Source organism: Aquimarina aggregata, from assembly GCF_001632745.1.
In the GTDB taxonomy this organism is placed as follows: Bacteria; Bacteroidota; Bacteroidia; order Flavobacteriales; family Flavobacteriaceae; genus Aquimarina; species Aquimarina aggregata.
On record NZ_LQRT01000005.1, the window covers coordinates 63,362 to 83,059 of the forward strand.

Annotated in this window: 16 protein-coding genes; 9 read left to right on the forward strand and 7 right to left on the reverse strand. The window is 34.1% G+C overall.

What is annotated here, in order from left to right; genetic code table 11:
* The first annotated feature begins 52 nt into the window (after positions 1-52).
* The 3 genes from AWE51_RS08380 to AWE51_RS08390 all read left to right on the forward strand — a co-directional run bounded on the left by AWE51_RS08380 (position 53) and on the right by AWE51_RS08390 (position 3,429).
* Positions 53-880 (forward strand): hypothetical protein, encoded by an 828-nt coding sequence (locus AWE51_RS08380; RefSeq protein WP_157766044.1) that lies wholly within the window; start codon positions 53-55, stop codon positions 878-880.
* Positions 881-1,111: 231 nt separating this feature from the next.
* Positions 1,112-2,251, forward strand: coding sequence for an SPFH domain-containing protein (locus AWE51_RS08385; protein WP_066312147.1), 1,140 nt, complete (start codon positions 1,112-1,114; stop codon positions 2,249-2,251).
* Between the two features lie 74 nt (positions 2,252-2,325).
* On the forward strand, positions 2,326-3,429 hold the full coding sequence (locus tag AWE51_RS08390; RefSeq protein ID WP_066312149.1) for a DNA helicase PriA: 1,104 nt from the start codon (positions 2,326-2,328) through the stop codon (positions 3,427-3,429).
* A gap of 6 nt (positions 3,430-3,435) precedes the next feature.
* On the opposite strand, the gene AWE51_RS08395 is transcribed toward AWE51_RS08390, so the two are convergent.
* The 7 genes from AWE51_RS08395 to AWE51_RS08425 all read right to left on the reverse strand — a co-directional run bounded on the left by AWE51_RS08395 (position 3,436) and on the right by AWE51_RS08425 (position 13,231).
* Entirely contained in the window at positions 3,436-3,924 is a 489-nt protein-coding gene (locus tag AWE51_RS08395; RefSeq protein ID WP_066312151.1) for a hypothetical protein, read from the reverse strand.
* Between the two features lie 63 nt (positions 3,925-3,987).
* Entirely contained in the window at positions 3,988-7,674 is a 3,687-nt protein-coding gene (locus tag AWE51_RS08400; protein WP_066312153.1) for a T9SS type A sorting domain-containing protein, read from the reverse strand.
* A 270-nt stretch (positions 7,675-7,944) separates the two neighbouring features.
* Positions 7,945-8,319 carry a hypothetical protein gene (locus AWE51_RS08405; RefSeq protein ID WP_066312155.1) on the reverse strand — a complete coding sequence of 125 codons (375 nt, stop codon included), beginning with the start codon at positions 8,317-8,319 and terminating at the stop codon, positions 7,945-7,947.
* 68 nt (positions 8,320-8,387) lie between these two features.
* Positions 8,388-9,773, reverse strand: coding sequence for an MGH1-like glycoside hydrolase domain-containing protein (locus tag AWE51_RS08410; RefSeq protein WP_157766045.1), 1,386 nt, complete (start codon positions 9,771-9,773; stop codon positions 8,388-8,390).
* Positions 9,774-9,873: 100 nt separating this feature from the next.
* Positions 9,874-11,427 (reverse strand): L-piperidine-6-carboxylate dehydrogenase, encoded by a 1,554-nt coding sequence (amaB, locus tag AWE51_RS08415; protein ID WP_066312158.1) that lies wholly within the window; start codon positions 11,425-11,427, stop codon positions 9,874-9,876.
* Between the two features lie 158 nt (positions 11,428-11,585).
* A complete protein-coding gene (locus tag AWE51_RS08420; protein WP_066312160.1) occupies positions 11,586-12,125 on the reverse strand; it encodes a 3-hydroxyanthranilate 3,4-dioxygenase in 540 nt (179 codons plus the stop codon).
* Positions 12,126-12,304: 179 nt separating this feature from the next.
* Entirely contained in the window at positions 12,305-13,231 is a 927-nt protein-coding gene (locus AWE51_RS08425) for a nicotinic acid mononucleotide adenyltransferase (protein ID WP_066312161.1), read from the reverse strand.
* A 125-nt stretch (positions 13,232-13,356) separates the two neighbouring features.
* Between AWE51_RS08425 and AWE51_RS08430 the strand changes: the two genes are divergently transcribed.
* The 6 genes from AWE51_RS08430 (at position 13,357) to AWE51_RS08455 (ending at position 19,671) form a co-directional block, all read left to right on the forward strand.
* Positions 13,357-14,352, forward strand: coding sequence for an NAD(P)H-dependent glycerol-3-phosphate dehydrogenase (locus AWE51_RS08430; RefSeq protein ID WP_066312162.1), 996 nt, complete (start codon positions 13,357-13,359; stop codon positions 14,350-14,352).
* 40 nt (positions 14,353-14,392) lie between these two features.
* On the forward strand, positions 14,393-14,854 hold the full coding sequence (locus tag AWE51_RS08435; RefSeq protein WP_066312163.1) for a nuclear transport factor 2 family protein: 462 nt from the start codon (positions 14,393-14,395) through the stop codon (positions 14,852-14,854).
* 10 nt (positions 14,855-14,864) lie between these two features.
* Positions 14,865-15,707 carry a sulfurtransferase gene (locus AWE51_RS08440; RefSeq protein ID WP_066312165.1) on the forward strand — a complete coding sequence of 281 codons (843 nt, stop codon included), beginning with the start codon at positions 14,865-14,867 and terminating at the stop codon, positions 15,705-15,707.
* A gap of 20 nt (positions 15,708-15,727) precedes the next feature.
* Complete coding sequence (locus tag AWE51_RS08445) at positions 15,728-16,828, forward strand: glycoside hydrolase family 3 N-terminal domain-containing protein (protein WP_157766046.1); 1,101 nt, start codon at positions 15,728-15,730, stop codon at positions 16,826-16,828.
* A gap of 48 nt (positions 16,829-16,876) precedes the next feature.
* Positions 16,877-19,324 carry a zinc-dependent metalloprotease gene (locus AWE51_RS08450; RefSeq protein WP_066312169.1) on the forward strand — a complete coding sequence of 816 codons (2,448 nt, stop codon included), beginning with the start codon at positions 16,877-16,879 and terminating at the stop codon, positions 19,322-19,324.
* A 143-nt stretch (positions 19,325-19,467) separates the two neighbouring features.
* Positions 19,468-19,671, forward strand: coding sequence for a hypothetical protein (locus AWE51_RS08455; RefSeq protein WP_066312171.1), 204 nt, complete (start codon positions 19,468-19,470; stop codon positions 19,669-19,671).
* Positions 19,672-19,698: the final 27 nt, after the last annotated feature.

Below are 19,698 nucleotides of genomic sequence, written 5' to 3' on the forward strand. Positions count from 1 at the left end.
AGATCATTAAATTTTAAAAACAATAACACACTAATCTTAAAAGAGACCAAAAATGAAAAAACTATTCAAAATAAAATCAAGCATAAGCATGATTATGATTGCCACATTACTATTATGTTTCTCATGCTCAAAAGAAGACGAGTCTATTCCTGAAAATAATGCAGAAATAGAAACAGAAGACATTGCATTACAGCCAAAAACTTTAGCCACTATTGAATTTTCTAATGATGTAGAAATTACTTTTAAAAGCGAAGAAGATGGAGTAATATTTGAAGCAACAGGTCATCCTGATACATTTAAAGGATTGGGAGATTTAGAAAACTTAAGCATTTTGGGGAAATTTTTAGCACTAACTAATGACAATGTATTGGTTCCTGAAGACCTTGTTCTTCTAGAAGACAATCAAAAACTCAAGAGTGAAGCTTTAAAAAGAGGTACAAACCAAAAACATATCACAAAAATAAACGCTAAACTATCCTTATCAGATCTTAAGGCTCCAGCTAATCCTGCTCATTGTTCAGGGTCTCCGGGCTACTATAGTACAGATGCTTTTGGTCAATATTATCGTACTTATAAAAACTATCTTGCAGGTGGCAATGGCACTACTATCTATAGTTCCTGGAAAAGTGGTGGTAATAAATGCAAAGAAGTAAAACTGTGGCTTTCGAATTGTAGCAATAACAAAACATTAAAGGCCAGAACATATTACAAAAATGCATTCAATAATTACAAACATCGTCACACCGTTAATATTGCTCCAAATACTGCTAGATTCTGGAGTAAAGGATATCTATCAAAGCGTTACAGAAAGACTACAGTGAGTGCTACAGGACAAGCGGGGCATCGTTTTGGAGGGTATTTATTGTTCACAAATTATTAATACAAAACATAAAATTAATTACCAGAAAAAGTTGTTTCTGATTCTACCCCTCACAAATTCAACCATTAGATCAATACAAACGATCATTAAGCACTTCGGAGGATCTTTATCCTTCGAAGTTTTTATATCTACCCACTATTACTCCCTTCTTTTCTATAAATGTAAAATTAATTTTTCTTCAACCCCACAATTTTGTAGATTTAGGACACCAATTTTAAAACTTATTCATCAATGGGAATTTTTGACAAGATAAAGGAAAAGCTTAGCCACGAATTTATAGATATAATAGAATGGTTAGATTATACAGATGATACCATTGTACATCGGTTTGAACGCTATCAAAATGAAATAAAAAACGGAGCGCAACTTATTGTTAGAGAAGGACAGACAGCTGTTTTTATTAATGAAGGACAATTGGCTGATGTTTTTAAGCCTGGCACTTATACCTTAAACACTCAAAATTTACCCATTTTAGCAACCTTGAAAGGTTGGAAATACGGATTTAACAGTCCATTTAAGGCAGAAGTATATTTTGTGAATACTCATTTATTCACAGACGAAAAATGGGGAACAAAAAACCCAATCACATTAAATGATGATCGTTTTGGATTAGTAGAAATTAGAGCTTTTGGTACTTATGCCTTTAAAATTAATGACGCCGGTAAATTTATCGTAGACATTGTGGGTACTGATGCTAATTTTACCAATTTTGAAATTAACGAGCATCTTAAAAGTTTAATCTCAACTCGTTTTACAGACACTATCGGTGAAGCAAATTTACCTATAGAGCTATATGCCGCTAATACTACAGAATTATCCGAGACTTGTCAGGATGTTATGCAACCAGAATTTAATTCGGTAGGAATATCTCTTGAAAAATTCTACATAGAAAATGTATCTATGCCAGAAGAATTGAAAAAAGAGATTTTTGAATACAGCCGAATCGACAAACTAGATCTTGATAAGTTAACCAAATTCAAAACAGCAAAAGCTATAGAGGCGGCAGCTGCAAATGAAGGAGGTACTGCTGGCGCAGGAATGGGAATGGGAATGGGATTTGTACTCGCTCAACAAATGGGAGGTATGATGAATCCAATGACCGGACAACAAAATGCTGCTGTGCCACAACAAAATGTTCCTGTTACACCACCGCCAATGCCAATACAAGTACAGTATTTTTATGCTAGTAATGGTCAACAAGCTGGACCCGTAACCATGGATCAGTTAAAAGTCCTTTTTGCCAACAGAACCATTAACAAAGATTCTCTAATCTGGAAACAAGGAATGGCCAATTGGACTGCATTAAAAGATATCGAAGAATTAAAATCATTTCTTGGCGGAAACACACCCCCACCATTACCAGGTGCCTAATTTTATTGATATATTCATGAAGATTCTTACCTAAAATTTATCCTAGCGATATAAAGGTCAAGAATAACAGCCATATGGAAGAAGAAGCAAACAAAGTCGTTTCAGAGCGAAAGAAATCCTGTGTCAATTGTGGTGCAGAATTAAAATATAAGCCAGGTACCACGCAAATTACTTGCGAGTACTGTGGCCACGAAGAAACTATCGTTCAGCATCAAGATGGGTTACAAGAATTAGACCTTATACCTTATCTCGATGAGATGGGTTCCCAGTCACACTCTGAAGAGATTATGATGCTACATTGCAAAAACTGTGGTGCAAATCAGCATATCGAAGAGAATTATAAGTCATTGCATTGTGTTTATTGTACTATGCCTTTAATTATCGAAGATGCTTACAAAGAAGATTGGATTTTACCAGGAGCTGTACTTCCTTTTCAGTTCGATCAAAAAAAATCGCATCAAATATTTTCTAAATGGGTAAAGGGATTATGGTTTGCACCAAATAACCTTAAAAAGGCTGCATTAGATCCTCAAAAAACAAAAGGACTGTATTTGCCCTACTGGACTTTTGATGCGCAATTATACGCATCTTATACAGGGCAACGAGGAGATTATTATTATGTAAGCGTTCCGTATACCACTAAAGTAAATGGAAAAACTGTACAAAGAACGAGACAAGAGCGCAGAACAAGATGGACACCCACTCGTGGAAACGTAAATGGTTTTGTCGATGACACATTGATTAAAGCCTCTCATCAAAGAAAAAATGCAATCCCCCAAAAAATTTCAAATTGGAACCTTAATGCCCTTGAAGCATTTAATACTAGTTTCTTATCGGGATTTGTTACAGAAAAATATACTATTCCGTTAAAAGACGGTCATTTATCCTCTACCAAAGAAGCAGAAAAAATAGCAATCACTTGGGCAAAAAGAGATATTGGCGGGGATACACAACGAGTAAACAGTGTTGATATGAGTTTGAGTGAAGAAACCTTTAAACACATTTTGTTACCTGTTTACATTAGTGCATACCAGTATAATGGTAAAAAGTATAATTTCTTTGTGAATGGGCAAACTGGTAGTATATCAGGAAACAGACCTTATTCTTTCTGGAAGATATTCTTCTTTGTACTATTTATCATTATGATAATACTTGTTCTGGTTATGCTATCTAAATAAATGCAACTATTTATTACTTAATTTTAAGATCTCATAAACAGTTTTTGACATGTCGGGACATAAACTTTCTTTAACAACCGCCATTACTTCTTGATTCTTAGTGAACTTTTGTTTTAATTCATCAATCTTTTTGACATTGGCATTAGGATATACTAAAGTCGTTTTTTGACCAGAAGAAAGAGCATTTACAATACCAGACCCAGAGCCTTTAACCTTCTTTACATTTACTAAAACAGCGGCTTTATATTGTGTTCCACAAACACTTATATCTTTGTTCATTTCCTGAATGACTGCTGTAAAATGAATCGTACCTGGTGCTATTTGATCCTGCAAATATGGCTCAAAACTTGTTATTTCATTGTCTCTAGGATCTCCAAAACCAGGCTTTTCTATTTTTGGTTTATTCGTTTTCTCTATCTGTTTTTCTTGTGCGACACTAGTTGATTTACAAGAAAACAAAGCTATTAATACCAATATGCACATTACTTTATTCATACTATAAAAATAAAAAAAGGAGTTGAAATTTCAACTCCTTTTTACAGTATTATAATTTATTTACTAATTCTTAAGTAATTTAAACATACCCTTAACTCCTGCATCTCCAGAAATTCTAACAAAATAGAATCCACGTGTCATAGCAGAAGCGTCCCATTCAAATTGTGAATTTAAATTGGATCTCTGAAATACTAAATTACCAGTAATATTATAAACAGCTATAGAAACTTTTTCTTGAGCCTTAAGATTACTTAAATTGAAATTAAATCTATCTGTTGAAGGATTTGGCGAAACTGAAATAGCCTTTTCTGCATCTAATCCTATAAGAGGTGCAACTTCAGATCCACCATCTTGATTACCATTAGATATTTTACCATATATATCAAATATTTGATCAACGTCAATACCAAATAACGATAATGAAACCCAATCAGTAGCCCCTGCTCCGAATACATCTTGCGCATCTCTTAAGTGTGACTCTACATTAATACCCGATGCTTGAGCAGCCCAATTCCATCTACCAGTAGCAATATTAGCGTAAATAGATATCCAATACGTTCCGTTTTCTAATGAAACAGCTTCAGGCAATAAAAGATTAATATTGGTATCATCTGGTTGAGAGATAGGAGTTAATTCACCACTATTAAATATTTCTTCTCCTGGTATACCATTTTCATTAGTATAAATAACTACGGTAGCATTGTCTAATCTAGGGCCACCACTTGCTGTTCCAAATCCAAGAATTCTTTCAATCGACCATGTAGTTCCTTCTGGCACTACAAAATCATCAGCTACCTGTACGATTGCTCCAGGAACGCCAAGAGCATTATTTTGCGATATTATTGCACTTGTTTGTGCTCCATTCTGCTGATAAACTGGTCTTTCAGAAATTCTAATTGTAAATCCTTCTGATACTTGCTCTTCTCCAGAAGTAGCCACTAATGATATCGTAGCTTCATCTCCAGCATCTAATCCAGCTTGAAAAACTAGTTTAATTGTATTTCCTTCTAACGTAGCTGTTACCACATCAGGATTAGAATTTTCAAAGGCAATATCTATAGCGTTTCCGTTAGATTGCACAAATAAATCTGTTACATCTATTTCTCTTTCTTCAGGTATAGTTGCATCTGGAGTTCCCGGATTTTCAATATCTATAGTAATATCATCTAATAAATAAGCAACGCTTAAGCTAGCTTCCGGTAATTCATTAAAAATAGGAAACCTTGCACTAAATAATCCACTACCATGAGCGGCAACTGCAATAAAACCATCTTTACGTGTCACAACCTCATCGGTCACTGCAGTACCAATAACTACGTTTTCTTTTCTCCAAACAGTATTAGTACCATTTAATCGGTTTGTAGTATAAAGTCCTGTACTTGTAGCAGCAAAAACTCTTTGTAATCTTGCTCCAAAGAAACCTTGGCTTCCTCCTAAAAATGCTGTACTTCTTACAGAAGGTCCATTTCCAGATCCATCAGCATTTTCTTCTAAATTACCACTAATATTTGTCCAAGTTTCTCCTCCATCTTCGGTTATAAATAAACTTTGAACTCTGTAATTTGAAAAAGTAATAATTACTCTATCAGAGTTTGATGGGTCTACGTTTATATCATTTACAAAAGCGCCTTCTGGCAAACCTTTACCTGTAGTAAGATCTATTGCTTCCTGACCGTCCACATTAGCATTATCCATTCTAAAAACTGTACCTGCACTTGTACCATAATACAATCTGTTTGCTACAGGAAATTTAGATACATCTAAAGACGTTACAGTACCAGCAGGAACTGCTGATGTAGTTACATTAACCCAATTTACCGTAGCGTTTGAATTATTAAACAATGGCACACCATCTAAATCATTATTTCTCCATATTCTGTTACCTGCAGGCAAATACATAATGTTGTCATTATTTGGATCTAATACAAACGGAGCAATAAATGCAAACCCTGCTGCACCTGCTGGTGTAATTGATGTAAATGCTTCTTCTTCACCAGCTTCATTATAGTTAAAACGTACTATGTTTCCTCTTTGAGAAGACACATATCTTGTTCTACCACCATCAGCAATTGCGCTATATGCACCATCACCTCCAAAAAGGTCTACCCAGTCTGCTCTAGGATCTGTTGAATTTGTATACCAAGTACTATTATCTTGGAAACCTGCTAATAAATCATCACTATTTGCTTCTGGATCAAAAGATACGTGATATGGTTGTGTTGTTAGATATCCATTACTTAAAGAGGTCCATGTTACAGGTTCTCCTTCATTAGCTGCAGTAATATCTTCAGTCACCGATACTCCACCATCATGACCAGTTAAAACTCTATTTGGGTTTGATGGGTAAAATACCAAAGCGTGTTGATCAGGGTGATTATCGGTATATAAATTAAAAGCATTTGGTGTTGCAGAACTATATCCTGCTATCCAGTCTCCTGCTCCAGCAGGAGTTGTAAATCCAGTTGTAGATCTGTATAAGTTGGTTCCTGCTACAAATACTAAATTAGAATCTGAAGGACTTACTTTAACTACCATATCATATCCTCCTTGGATATTAAAAGTTCCACCTCTTGAACCAATATCTCCAGGAAGGTTTGCCGTAAGATCTGTCCAACGTTCTTCTTCTTCAGCTGAAGCATTATATCTATGTAAAAAAGCATCTGCAGCAATACCATCAGTTTGATTTGCTGTAAAGAAATATACAACATCCTCGTTTGATGGGTCTATTCCCATAACTGATCTACCATAAGCTTCAGGTAAAAAATCCGGAGTAATTTCTGTCCATGTATCTCCATCTGCAGATGTGAAATAACCATTATTTGGGGCACTACCAGAATCCATAGTTGCATATATCTGACCTGTAGAAGAAATAGTAACTTCTGCTAAAGTATCAAATCCACCTGATAATACTTCTGTAAACGTATTTCCTCCATCTTGAGATCTCTGAACACCAGTTATTGTTCCTACATAAAGGTCTCCTGTAGTAGGATCAATAGCGATAGAGTTGATCAAATCTAAAGGACCAAAAGCTCTTGGGTCATTATCATCAGAACCTCTTAATTGTTCCCAGGTACGACCACCATCTTGAGATTTGTATATCCCCGATCCTTGGTAAAAGGCACCTCCTGCTCCAGCAGAGTTTCCTTGACGTTCTCCTGATGCATAATACCAAGTAAAACTACGACCTGGTCTTGGGTCTTGAATAATAGCCGTAATACTAGGGTTTTGAAAAGATCTAGTTACTTTTCTCCAAGATTCTCCTCCGTTTTCAGAACGCCATAGACCTCCAGAAACACCTCCTGCTAGGATAACATTTTCGTTTCTACGATCAATAGCTAATGCTCTTGTTCTTCCTCCTACATTCCAAGGCCCTCTATTTTTCCAAAATTCAAAACGACCCGCTTTAGAAGATTTTGCTGCAGTAGCTAATGATTTTTTTGAATCGTCGCTAATAGCAATTTTACTAGAGAAATCTCTTTCAAATTTTACAATCCCTTCTGGAATCTTACCTGTTGAAGGATCCTTAAGTCTTTCAAAATCATGATTGGCTCTGTCTATTGCATTATCACCAACTTTAAACCACGTTTTAGACTTAGATGTCTTTGTATGACCGTTATAAAGTTGATTGATATCACGGTAAACTTGTTTACCATTTATTTGACCTGATTGTTGGGCATTTGTGAAAGTAATAGCCCCCAACATAGCTACTCCCCAAACAGAACGTTTGAGATAACATAATGATGTTTTCATTTTTAAAGCTGATTTGTGAGTAATTCGCAAATCTAACTCAAAAAATTTGATTTTTTTCTTAAAATTTAAGGAATTTTAGCAAATTATTGGTTTTTCTGTAACAAAAACTTAAAATATTACGGTTGTATATGCCGTGTTATTTAGCAATTACTGGGGTTTTAGAGTATTTTTTACAAGGTTTTAAAAGACCTAAGTTTACGGTAATCAACTACTTTAATCTATACAGGGTAAAGAATGTATTAAGATGAACAAATGATTAAAATGTTAATTTTAATTACTTTTTTCTAAAATTACCTCTAGGTTTTGAGTAATCACATGACAAGCATCTTTTGTCACTACAATAGGTTCTGTGGTCATTGTACCATATCCTTCTTTACTAACGGTTATAACATATGTTCCTATACGTTCTTGTGCTCCATAAAAAATATCGATTCCATTATTCAATAACGTTTCTCTATATTCATTTTCTGTTGCAATAACTTCTACCCCATCAATAAGAGGTGATCCTCCAATACCATCCTTTACTTGCACTACTAATCCTGATTTAACATCTAGTGTGCAAAAGATTGGATTATCTGTACCATCATCATCGTTTCCGCATGCTATTGTTATACATAATAGACCAATCAAAAAAAACTTATTCATCTCTCTTATAATTTTTGTTTATGTTATAAAGATGCTATAAACTTAATGTGGTTGCGTTTGTTTACTAATTAGCTAAGGTATTCATGATATATCGCAACAGGAATCAAAGCCGTCCAACCACAAAAATCTTTTTTAGCTGGCATACCATAAGATACTAAATCTGGTGAATAATTTTCCCAAAATGTATGCGTCATTGCGAAAACTTCTGCTACCCTAGAATACGTTTTAGTAGCAAGTCGCTTTGCCAAATCATGATGGCCGTATTTTGTTAAACCTTTAAGCACCATATATGATGTTGGAGCCCATACCCCACCGCGCCAATAATCTCCCCACCCTTTATACTCTGGTTCGTCTGCAGAAAGTGCAGGCAATGGTGTTCGGCGACCAAATTCTTTTGGGTTTTCGAGATGGGAGATAAATTTTTCTATTCTATTATCAGGAACAACTTTTCCTAATAAAGCCCAATACATACCAATATGTTTACGCTTTATTTGTTTACCAAACCCAAGGTCATAATACATTCCGTCCTCTTCATTCCAACAGCACTTATTAACTGCTACTGTTATGGTATTATGAATTGAGGTGTACGCTTTGCTATCCTCTGAAACATTTATTAAGCTAGCAATAGTCTTTAGCTGATCGGCTAACATTGCCATTTGACAAGAAAAATCAACTAATCTTCCTTGTACATTCCAAACACCTTGTAGAGTCTTTTGATACTCTAGGATGAAGGTACTTAACCATTCTTCTCCAGAAACGCCCATTTTTCCTAATTTTTCACCAAGCTCATGATGCGAAATCCCCTTACCTTCATTATTCCATCCATTCGGATATCGCTGTATGTTATCCATACCCATTCCTAACGTGTCTGCATAAAAAAGACCATCTTCTGCCTGATAATTTTTAATCAAAAACTCAAAATTCTTTTTTAAACTAGGGTACACTTTTTTTAACCGTTCTTTATCCTTTGTAACAGAGAATAGTTCTAATTCTGCAAATGCCAATAAAGGTGGGTTTATAGAAACAGGGTGGTCTTTTGGCCAAAGAGGTTGTCCGTTATGACGATATTCTCGACAAATAAATCCATCATCATCCATCTGATCATAAAAGTTATCTAAAGCCTGAAAAACTGGAAGTTCATCAAGATGATATTTAGCAAAACAAACCATAAAACACGTATCCCAAAGAAAAATGTTTTTGGAAAAAGCAGCATCTATAAAAGGTTTTTTAAAAAATGCTTCGGTATCTCCGCCTCGTACTTTTGATTTTGTAATTTCTATCGCTCGATCGTACATCTGTTTAGACAATTCGGGAGTTACTTTAAATATTGAAGGGCATTCTTTTTCATTTTCTAATTTAGTGGTAGTTTCAGTATTGCAGGCATATATTCCTGAAAGACTTGCAAAGCTTGCGCTCACTCCTATTTTTTTCGCAAATTCTCTTCTTTTCATCATATCGATGTTTGTTTGTAGAAAGTTACGCAATCCAAAGAAGTGAACAAAAAAAGCATCTTGATTGATCAAGATGCTTTTTTTGTTTTAAACTTATTTTATGTTACAAATCGAATTTGATCCCTTGTGCCAAAGGCAACTCTGTTGTATAATTTATGGTATTCGTTTGACGGCGCATATATACTTTCCAGGCATCTGATCCAGATTCACGACCACCACCGGTTTCTTTTTCTCCACCAAAGGCACCACCAATTTCTGCTCCTGATGTACCTATGTTAACATTGGCAATACCACAGTCTGATCCAGCATGTGACAAGAATCGCTCTGCTTCTCTTAAGTTATTTGTCATAACGGCTGATGATAATCCTTGAGCCACTCCATTTTGCACATCAATTGCATCTTCTATATCGCCACTATATTTTAAAAGATAAAGCACAGGCGCAAATGTCTCATGTTGTACAATTTTGAATGAATTATCGGCCTCTGCAATTGCCGGTTTTACATAACATCCACTTTCATACCCTTCACCAGATAACACTGCTCCTTCTACAACAATAGTTCCGCCTTCTTCTACTACTTTTTCTAATGCATTTTGATATCCTTTTACCGCATCTGTATCAATAAGCGGACCTACGTGATTATTTTCATCTAAAGGGTTTCCTATTCTTAATTGCCCATAAGCATCCACAACAGCATTCTTTACTTTATCATAAATTGACTCGTGAATAATCAATCTACGAGTAGAAGTGCATCGTTGACCAGCGGTTCCTACAGCTCCAAAAACAGCACCGATAACAGTCATCTTTATGTCGGCATCTGGAGTAACAATAATGGCATTATTACCTCCTAGTTCTAAAAGTGATTTTCCAAGACGTTCACCTACTGTTGCACCTACAATTTTACCCATTCTTGTAGATCCAGTTGCAGAGATCAATGGAACACGTTTATCTGTGGTCATCATCTCTCCTACTTTATAATCTCCATTGATTAAACAAGAGATTCCTTCTGGTAAATTATTATCTTTTAAAACCTTGGTAATAATGTTTTGACAAGCCACTCCACAAAGCGGTGTTTTTTCACTTGGTTTCCAAACACAAACGTCTCCGCAAATCCATGCCAAAGCGGTGTTCCAGGCCCAAACAGCCACAGGAAAATTAAATGCAGATATAATTCCTACGATTCCTAAAGGATGATATTGTTCATACATTCTATGGCCCGGACGCTCAGAGTGCATTGTTAAACCATGAAGTTGTCTTGATAATCCAACAGCAAAATCACAGATATCGATCATTTCTTGAACCTCTCCTAATCCTTCTTGATATGATTTCCCCATTTCATAAGATACTAGCTTACCCAATGGTTCTTTTAGTTTACGAAGTTCTTCGCCAAATTGTCGTACAATCTCACCTCGTTGCGGAGCCGGAAGAATTCGCCAACTCTTAAAAGCTTGGGTAGCCGTTTGAATTACTTTTTCATAATCTTCGGCAGTAGTGGTTTCTACATTTCCGATTAATTCACCATCGACTGGCGAAAATGATGAAATGGTCTCTTTTGACGAAAACCAATTTGCTCCCGTTGAAGTTCCTTTATTATGATCTGAAACACCTAGTTCTTTAAGTGCTTCTTTAATTCCGAAATCTACTATTGCTGTTGCCATATACTATAATGCTTTTTGAAAAGGTAAAGATACTGCGTTTTGCAGATAAATTAAATTTTGATAGATTCTAAAGTTAAAATTGAATGATTTTTCAGAAAAAAGCATCTAAAAAAATCAAATCGATAAAAAAATAAAATTGAAAGCATCAATTTGACACCCTATTCTTCTGATATAAATCGTTTATCTGTTGGCATCACTGTGCCGCAATTATTACAAGTTCTTAATGTCTTGTTTCCATAAAAATCTTTAAAATGTTTTAGGAAATCTTTTTCTATATTTTCTAATTTAAAATATACATCATGTAATTTCTCATTACAATTATCACAAAACCATAATAATCCATCTTCTGCATTAAGATCTACTCGTTTTCTCTCTATTACCAATCCTATTGATCCTTCATGTCGCACGGGAGAATGTGGAACTTTGGCTGGATGTAAATACATATCACCAGGTCCCAATTGCATGGTTTTCTTTTCACCTTCTTCTTGTATATGTACCTCGATTGTTCCTTCTAATTGATAGAAAAGCTCTTCTGTTTCATTATAATGATAATCTTTTCTGGCATTTGGCCCTGCAACAACCATTACGATATAATCTCCTGCATCTTTATATAAGTTTTTATTGCCAACAGGAGGTTTAAGCGTCTCTCTATTTTCTTCAATCCATTGATTAAGATTGAATGGTTTTTGAATTGCCATATATGCTATTTTAAAGTGCTATAAAAATAAGGAATTGGCATTGAAAATTTTAAAATTCAATCAATAAAGAGTTTTCTATTTAGAAAAAAGAAATCGCTCAAACAAAATTTCTTTTGTAGAGCGATTCCCAACTAAATAACCAACCAAAAAGTTAATGCTGTAAAGTGCTGTCCTTACTTTTATTTTGAAAGCTTAAGAAAATCAGCCTTTTTTAGTCTTTTTATATCATTTTGAACAGATTTGCTTCCGTTCTTAGCATTTTTAAATTGTAATTGCCCTAAGCCTTTAAAATGATAGACTGTACCTGACGGTTCGTGCAACAATTGTATTTTACTGTCATTGATAACGGATAATTCAAAGATTTCATTGTCCGGAGAATCGTAATCAAGTGTTAAAGTTTTCTTATCAAAAATATTTGCAATGTCATATACATCATAATGTCCTGTATAATCATAGTAAATATCATCTATCGGAATTCCGTTTTGATCTTCAGAACTCCTAAAATTATCGCCTGCTCCGAAATATTCGAACCTTAAATAGTTTTCATTGTCAAATGCATTTAATGCTCCAAATTCACTAGTGTATACTTTTTCCCATGTTTCATACTCTTGTAAGAAATAATGAATATTATCATAAAACACTCTATCATAATCAAACGAATTTCTTTGATAACCTATTAAATAGTAACTCGTATTTGTTGAACGATTATAAACTTCTATTTCGTTATTAGAAAGTTGTGATACTACCAATCGATAAAATCCATCGATATCATGATCTATCTCAAGTTCCATTCTGTTAGTATCATAATAACCAACATCTAACCCAAAACCGTTTCCGTTGCTACCTAGCCCTACTAAATTATTATTGGCATAAAACGCACCATTTTTAAAAGATACTGTAAATGCTTTTTGAAAAAATGGGATTTCGACATTCCCTTTAGTTCGTTCTACATCAACATACCAAATTTCATATGAATTTAATAACGCATTTAAACTAATTCTAGGTTCATCAATAATATTATCATCATCAATTATTACCTCTGCAGTACATGCAGATAATGCTATAGCGCCTAAAAATATGATCGAAAGTAATTTAATAGTTTTCATAAGCCGTGTATTTTTCAATATTCTTTTACTGAAAACCAAAAGGCGTGCCAAACTTATATTTAATTGATTATCAGTTTTTTAATTTGCGCTCTATTTTACTTATTTTTGACTACACAATCTTCTCTATGGAAAAAAAGCTAAAATTTGCTGTTTTAGGTGGTGGTAGTTGGGCTACCGCTATTGTAAAAATGCTTACCGAAAACCTAAATGAAGTAGGTTGGTATATGCGCAGCGTCTATGCAATAGAACACCTAAAAAGACAACAACACAATCCTAACTACCTTAGTTCGGTAGAATTCAAAATTGATCAGCTTAAACTTACAAATGATATTAATGAAGCTGTTGAATATGCAGACTATCTTATTTTTGCGATTCCATCTGCATTTCTGCATACAGAACTTCAAAAGCTCACAGCATCATTAAAAGACAAAGTGATTTTTTCTGCTATCAAGGGTATTGTTCCGGAGACTGGCCTTATCGTAGGAGAACATTTTCATGATACATATAATATTGATTTTAATAATATAGGTGTTATCACCGGGCCTTGTCATGCAGAAGAAGTAGCTTTAGAGCGTTTATCCTATCTTACTATTGCTTCAAATGATGAACAGAAAGCCACTATAATGGCAAATCATTTAAGCAGTGATTACATTAAATGTAAAACAAGTGATGATATTATAGGTACAGAATATGCTGCTGTATTAAAAAATATATATGCTGTGGCTGCCGGAATTGCACATGGATTAGGATATGGAGATAATTTTCAAAGTGTTTTGATGAGTAACGCAATTCGTGAAATGAAACGTTTTATCAAAAAAGTACATAAAATGAAACGAAATATTAATAACTCGGCCTATCTAGGTGATTTATTGGTAACCGGTTATTCTATTTTTTCCCGTAATCGCATGTTTGGGAATATGATCGGTAAAGGGTATACTGTAAAAAGTGCCCAAATGGAAATGAATATGATTGCAGAGGGATATTATGCTGCAAAGACAGCATATGATTTAGATGCCACAGCAGAAGCTAGAACTCCAATTATTGATGCTGTACACGATATTTTATATGAGAATAAAAATCCAAAAAAAGTGTTTAAAAAATTAGCTGATAAATTAGATTAAGCACAAAAACATACATTATTCACACTTAAATTTAGTACTTATGAAAGAGCTTATTAAAACATTTTATACTGGTTTAAGTGAACTTGATGCCGATAAGATGATTTCTTGCTATCATGAAGATGTTATTTTTGAAGACCCTGGTTTTGGTCAACTAAAGGGAGATCGAGCAAAAGCTATGTGGCGTATGCTGTGTAAAAATGCTAGAAATTTTAAAGTAGAATTTTCAAAAATCGAAAGCGATGACCAACATGGTTCTGCACATTGGGAAGCATGGTATACATTTAGCAAAACAGGAAGACCTGTTCATAATATCATCGATGCTAAATTTGAATTTAAAGATGGTAAAATTATAAAACATACAGATCACTTTAACTTACACCGTTGGGCATCACAAGCAATTGGTTGGAAAGGAAAATTACTTGGTGGAACTAAATTTTTTAAGAAAAAACTAACGCTACAAACCAATACATTGCTAGATAAATTTATGGCTTCTATATCTTAATACCTAAGTAATGAACATTCTAGAAATCTCACAACCACTTGTTTCTGTTTCCTGGCTTGCAGAACATATCAATCACCCTGACCTCATTCTCTTGGATGCTACTATTCCAAAAGTGACTTCAAAAAAAGATTCAGACACGATTACAACTATTAAAAACGCAAGGTTTTTTGATATTAAAAAGACTTTTTCTGATACCACTACAGACATTCCAAATACACTTCCTTCTCCAGAAGATTTTAGTGTTTCTTGTCAAGAATTAGGTATAAGTTCTAATAGCACTATTATCATCTATGATCGACTAGGGATTTATTCAAGTCCAAGAGTATGGTGGATGTTTATGACTATGGGACATAAAAATGTTGCTGTATTAGATGGTGGTTTACCAGAGTGGGACAATTTAGGATACCCTTTAGAAAAAACATATGCCCAACAATGGGATAAAGGTGATTTTACAGCTACTTATAATCCTCTTTTAAATTCGAACGCCGCAGTCGTTTTGGATAAAATAAATAGTAAAAACACTTTAATATTAGATGCACGATCGCCCGCGAGGTTTGAAGCCAAAGAACCTGAACCAAGAGCAAGTCTTAAAGGTGGTCATATCCCTAATTCTATGAATTTATATTATGCCACTGTATTACAAAATGGCAAAATGTTACCTACCAACGAACTCAAAGAGTTACTTAAGAATTTTAATATTGAACATAAAAAACTGATATTTACTTGCGGATCAGGAATCACAGCATGTATTATTATGTTAGCTGCAACGCTTGCAGGATATAAAAATATGTCTGTTTATGATGGGTCTTGGAGCGAATGGGGACAATTAAACAATGTTCCAATCCAATGTTAATACTATATACCTTTCCAAACATGAAATATTTTTTCGTTTTACTCCTACTTATTATTCTTCCATTTTCTATATGTAATGCTCAAAATTCGAAATTTGATTTGGATGATTTTTATACTGTTAATCCAAAACTAGACCGTGCTGTAGACTCTATATTTAATGCACTAACCGATAAACAAAAAGTAGCGCAGATGATTATTAGCTGCACTGGCGAATTAGGTAAACCAGAGGCTATAGTTAAAAAATTAACCGAAGATGACATTATTGGAGGAGTCGTTTTTCTAAAAGGAAGTAAAAAAACCCATACAGAAACAATTGATGAGCTTAATGCGATTTCTAAAAAAAACAAAACCTTACCGCTTATCTTTAGTATGGACGCAGAACCAAGTTTATTTGCAAGTAGAATAAAAGGTGCCCAAGATGTGGGAAAAACTATAGATATCAAGACAAAATCAAAATCCGATTCTGTAGTAACTATTATCAATCGCGAACTCAAGGAAATTGGTGTACATCATAATTTTGCTCCAGTACTAGATATAAGCCCTAGCAACGAAGCTATTAAATCCCGCAGTTATGGTAATAATAAAGACTCGGTTATTAATCTGGCCAATCGTTTTATAAAATGCACTCAAGAAGGAGGCATTATTGCCACCGCTAAACATTTTCCTGGTCATGGTCTAGTAAAAGGCGATACGCATAAACAAAGCGTTTATATAGATGGCCCTTTACAAGAAGTAGACAACTACATCCCAATTATTGCAGACGGTGTACTATCCATTATGATTGCTCATATTACTGTAGTAAATAATGATGTTTTTGGAACTAATGGACTGCCATCTAGTTGTTCTCGAAGAATTATAACTGATTTGTTAAAAGATGGCATGTGCTTTGACGGCATCGTTATTTCTGATGCTTTAAACATTATGAAAGCCGTTACGATCTTAGACAATGCACCTCTACTTGCCTCAAAAGCAGGTTGTGATATGATATTGATGCCACAAGACGAGAAAAAAACTATGAATTCAATATTAGAAGAAATCAAAATTAACGAAGGTTATAAAACACAGGTAACCGAATCTGTTAAAAAAATATTACGATTAAAACTTTGCGCAGGAATAATATAAATGTTCTCTTGACACGCATTTAGATAAATCAATAATACCAAACTAAGAATGCATCAAATAATTAAAAATATTTTAATTCTCTTTTTAAGTGTTTTGTCAGTACAACCCATTTTAGCACAAAAAGAAAAGAATCAAAAACAAGAGGATAAGACAGACATCGAAATAAAAAAGTATAATGAAATAATTAACACAAAAACAATTTCTGATAATGGGCTTTTTAAGGTTCATAGAGATGGAGAAAAGTTTTATTATGAAATTCCATTTACCTTACTTAATCAAGATATGCTTTTGGTAAGTCGTATTTCTAAAAATGCTTCAAAACTGGGAGGAGGATACATGAATGCTGGCTCTAAAACTAATGAACAACTTGTGCATTGGACACGAGTGCGAAATACAATTCATCTTAAATCTGTCTCTTATAATAGTATTGCGAATGATAGTTTACCTATTTATAATTCAGTAAAAGATAATAATTATCAACCTGTTATATCTGTATTCAAAATTACTGCGTTTAACAATGATTCTACAGCAGCCGTAATTAAAATAAACGATTTGTTCTTAACAGACGTTCCTGCAATTAGTGGTTTATCTCAAAGGTTACGCAAGCAATACAAAGTAAAAAACTTAGATAAAAAGAGGAGCTTTATTAATTATATTTCTAGTTATCCAAAAAATATCGAAGTAAGGCATGATATGACTTATGCTGCAACAGAGCCCCCCTCTAATTCGAGAACAGGAACTATTTCATTAGAAATGAGTCAATCCATGTATGTATTACCTAAAAAACAAATGCGAGCAAGGTTATATGACAAAAGGGTTGGCTGGTTTACTATAAATCAATTCGATTACGGTTCTGAAGCTCTTAAGGCCGATCGTAAAACTTACATTACTAGATGGAAATTAATTCCTAAAGACCTTAAAGCTTATCAGCGAGGAGAGCTGGTCGAACCAAAAAAACCAATTGTATATTACTTAGACCCTGCGACTCCAAAAAAATGGCGCCCTTATTTTAAAAAAGGTATTGAAGATTGGCAAGCCGCTTTTGAAACTGCAGGATTTAAAAATGCAATTCTAGCTAAAGATGCACCAACAAAAGAACAAGATCCTGACTGGAGTCCAGAAGACTCAAGGTATTCTACGGTAAGATATGTAGCCTCGACTACAAGAAATGCTGTTGGACCCAGTGTAGTTGATCCCCGATCAGGAGAAATTATTGAAAGTGACATTATTTGGTATCACAATCACCTTAAATCGTATCGCAATAGATATCTACTTGAAACTGGTGCCGCAAATCCTCTGGCACGCTCTCTTGATACTCCAGAGAGTGAAATGGGAGAGATGATCCGAAGAGTTATTTCTCACGAAGTAGGTCATGCTCTTGGCCTACCTCATAATATGAAAGCCAGTTTTGCGTATCCCACAGACTCTCTAAGATCGGCTAGTTTTACACAAAAATGGGGTCTGGCAAGTACAATAATGGATTATACGCGGTATAACTATGTAGCACAACCTGGAGATAAAGGAGTACGATGGATACGTATGTTAGGTCCTTATGACCATTATGCTATAAACTGGGGCTACCGATATATTAGCAATACTGATACTCCACAAAAAGAAAAAGTAACTTTAAACACCTGGATTAACGAAAAATCAGGAGATCCAAAATACCTCTTTGGTGGTAGAAATTCATATGACCCCAGTTCTCAAACAGAATCTGTAGGTGATGACCCAATTATAGCTAGTTCGTATGGTCTCTCAAACCTAAAAATAGTAGCTCCAAATCTGGTAAAATGGACTACTGCCAATGGCGAAGGTTATGAAGATCTTGAAGAATTATATGCAGAATTAATTCAAGTTTGGTCAAGATATGTCGGACATGTAATAACGAATATTGGAGGAATATATGAAAAAATTAAAACCTCGGATCAATCTGGTATTACCTATACGCACCTTAATAAATCCCAGCAAATAAAAGCTATGGAGTTTTTAAATAAGAATGTATTTACTACTCCAAAATGGTTATTGCAAAAAGAAATAATAAATAACATAAGTCCAAGTGGATCTGTAGACAGAATTAGAAGTATGCAAACAAGACAACTTACTAATTTATTGAACAAAGATCGACTAAATCGAATGATTGATAACCAAGCTCTTAATGATAAACAAGCGTATTCGATAGTACGTCTGTTTAAAGAATTGCGTATTGGCCTTTGGAGTGAATTAGAAAAAAATAAATCTATAGATGTTTTTCGTAGAAACCTGCAAAGAGAGCATGTAGCCATTTTAAGAAAACTAATGTTCGAAGATAAGAAACAAAGATCAGACATTAGTGCCATTGCAAGAGCAGAACTTAAAACAATTCAAGCAATGACAAGTAATTCTGCATCAAGATATAATGATGGAATTATTAAATTTCACTTATTAGATATAGAGGCCTTGATTAAAAGATCCCTTGAAACCGAAAATTATAATAGTATTCATAAAACGGCGGAGTAGTAATTTCAATTTTATAGATAATTTGTCATCCTTTTTGGATTAAAAATATTGCGATTTGTTAAGATCTGTAAAATAGAGATGTCTATTTTATTTGATCATAATTGTTTTGAGAAATTAATCAAAAATCATCAAACTCTTAGTATATGATAAAGTGGACAGACATATTGATTAGTATATCAGGTGCATCTGCAATTTTTATTGCATTTTTAAAGTTTTTTGGAAAAAAGTTTATCGACTTATCATTTCAAAAAGAAATGGAAAATCATAAACAAACTTTGATTTCAAAAACAGAATACTTAAAAAACGAATTAGCTGTCGTCTATACACTCTTAAAAACAAAATGTTAAAACATTTTTTATTTCTAAACGGTTGTT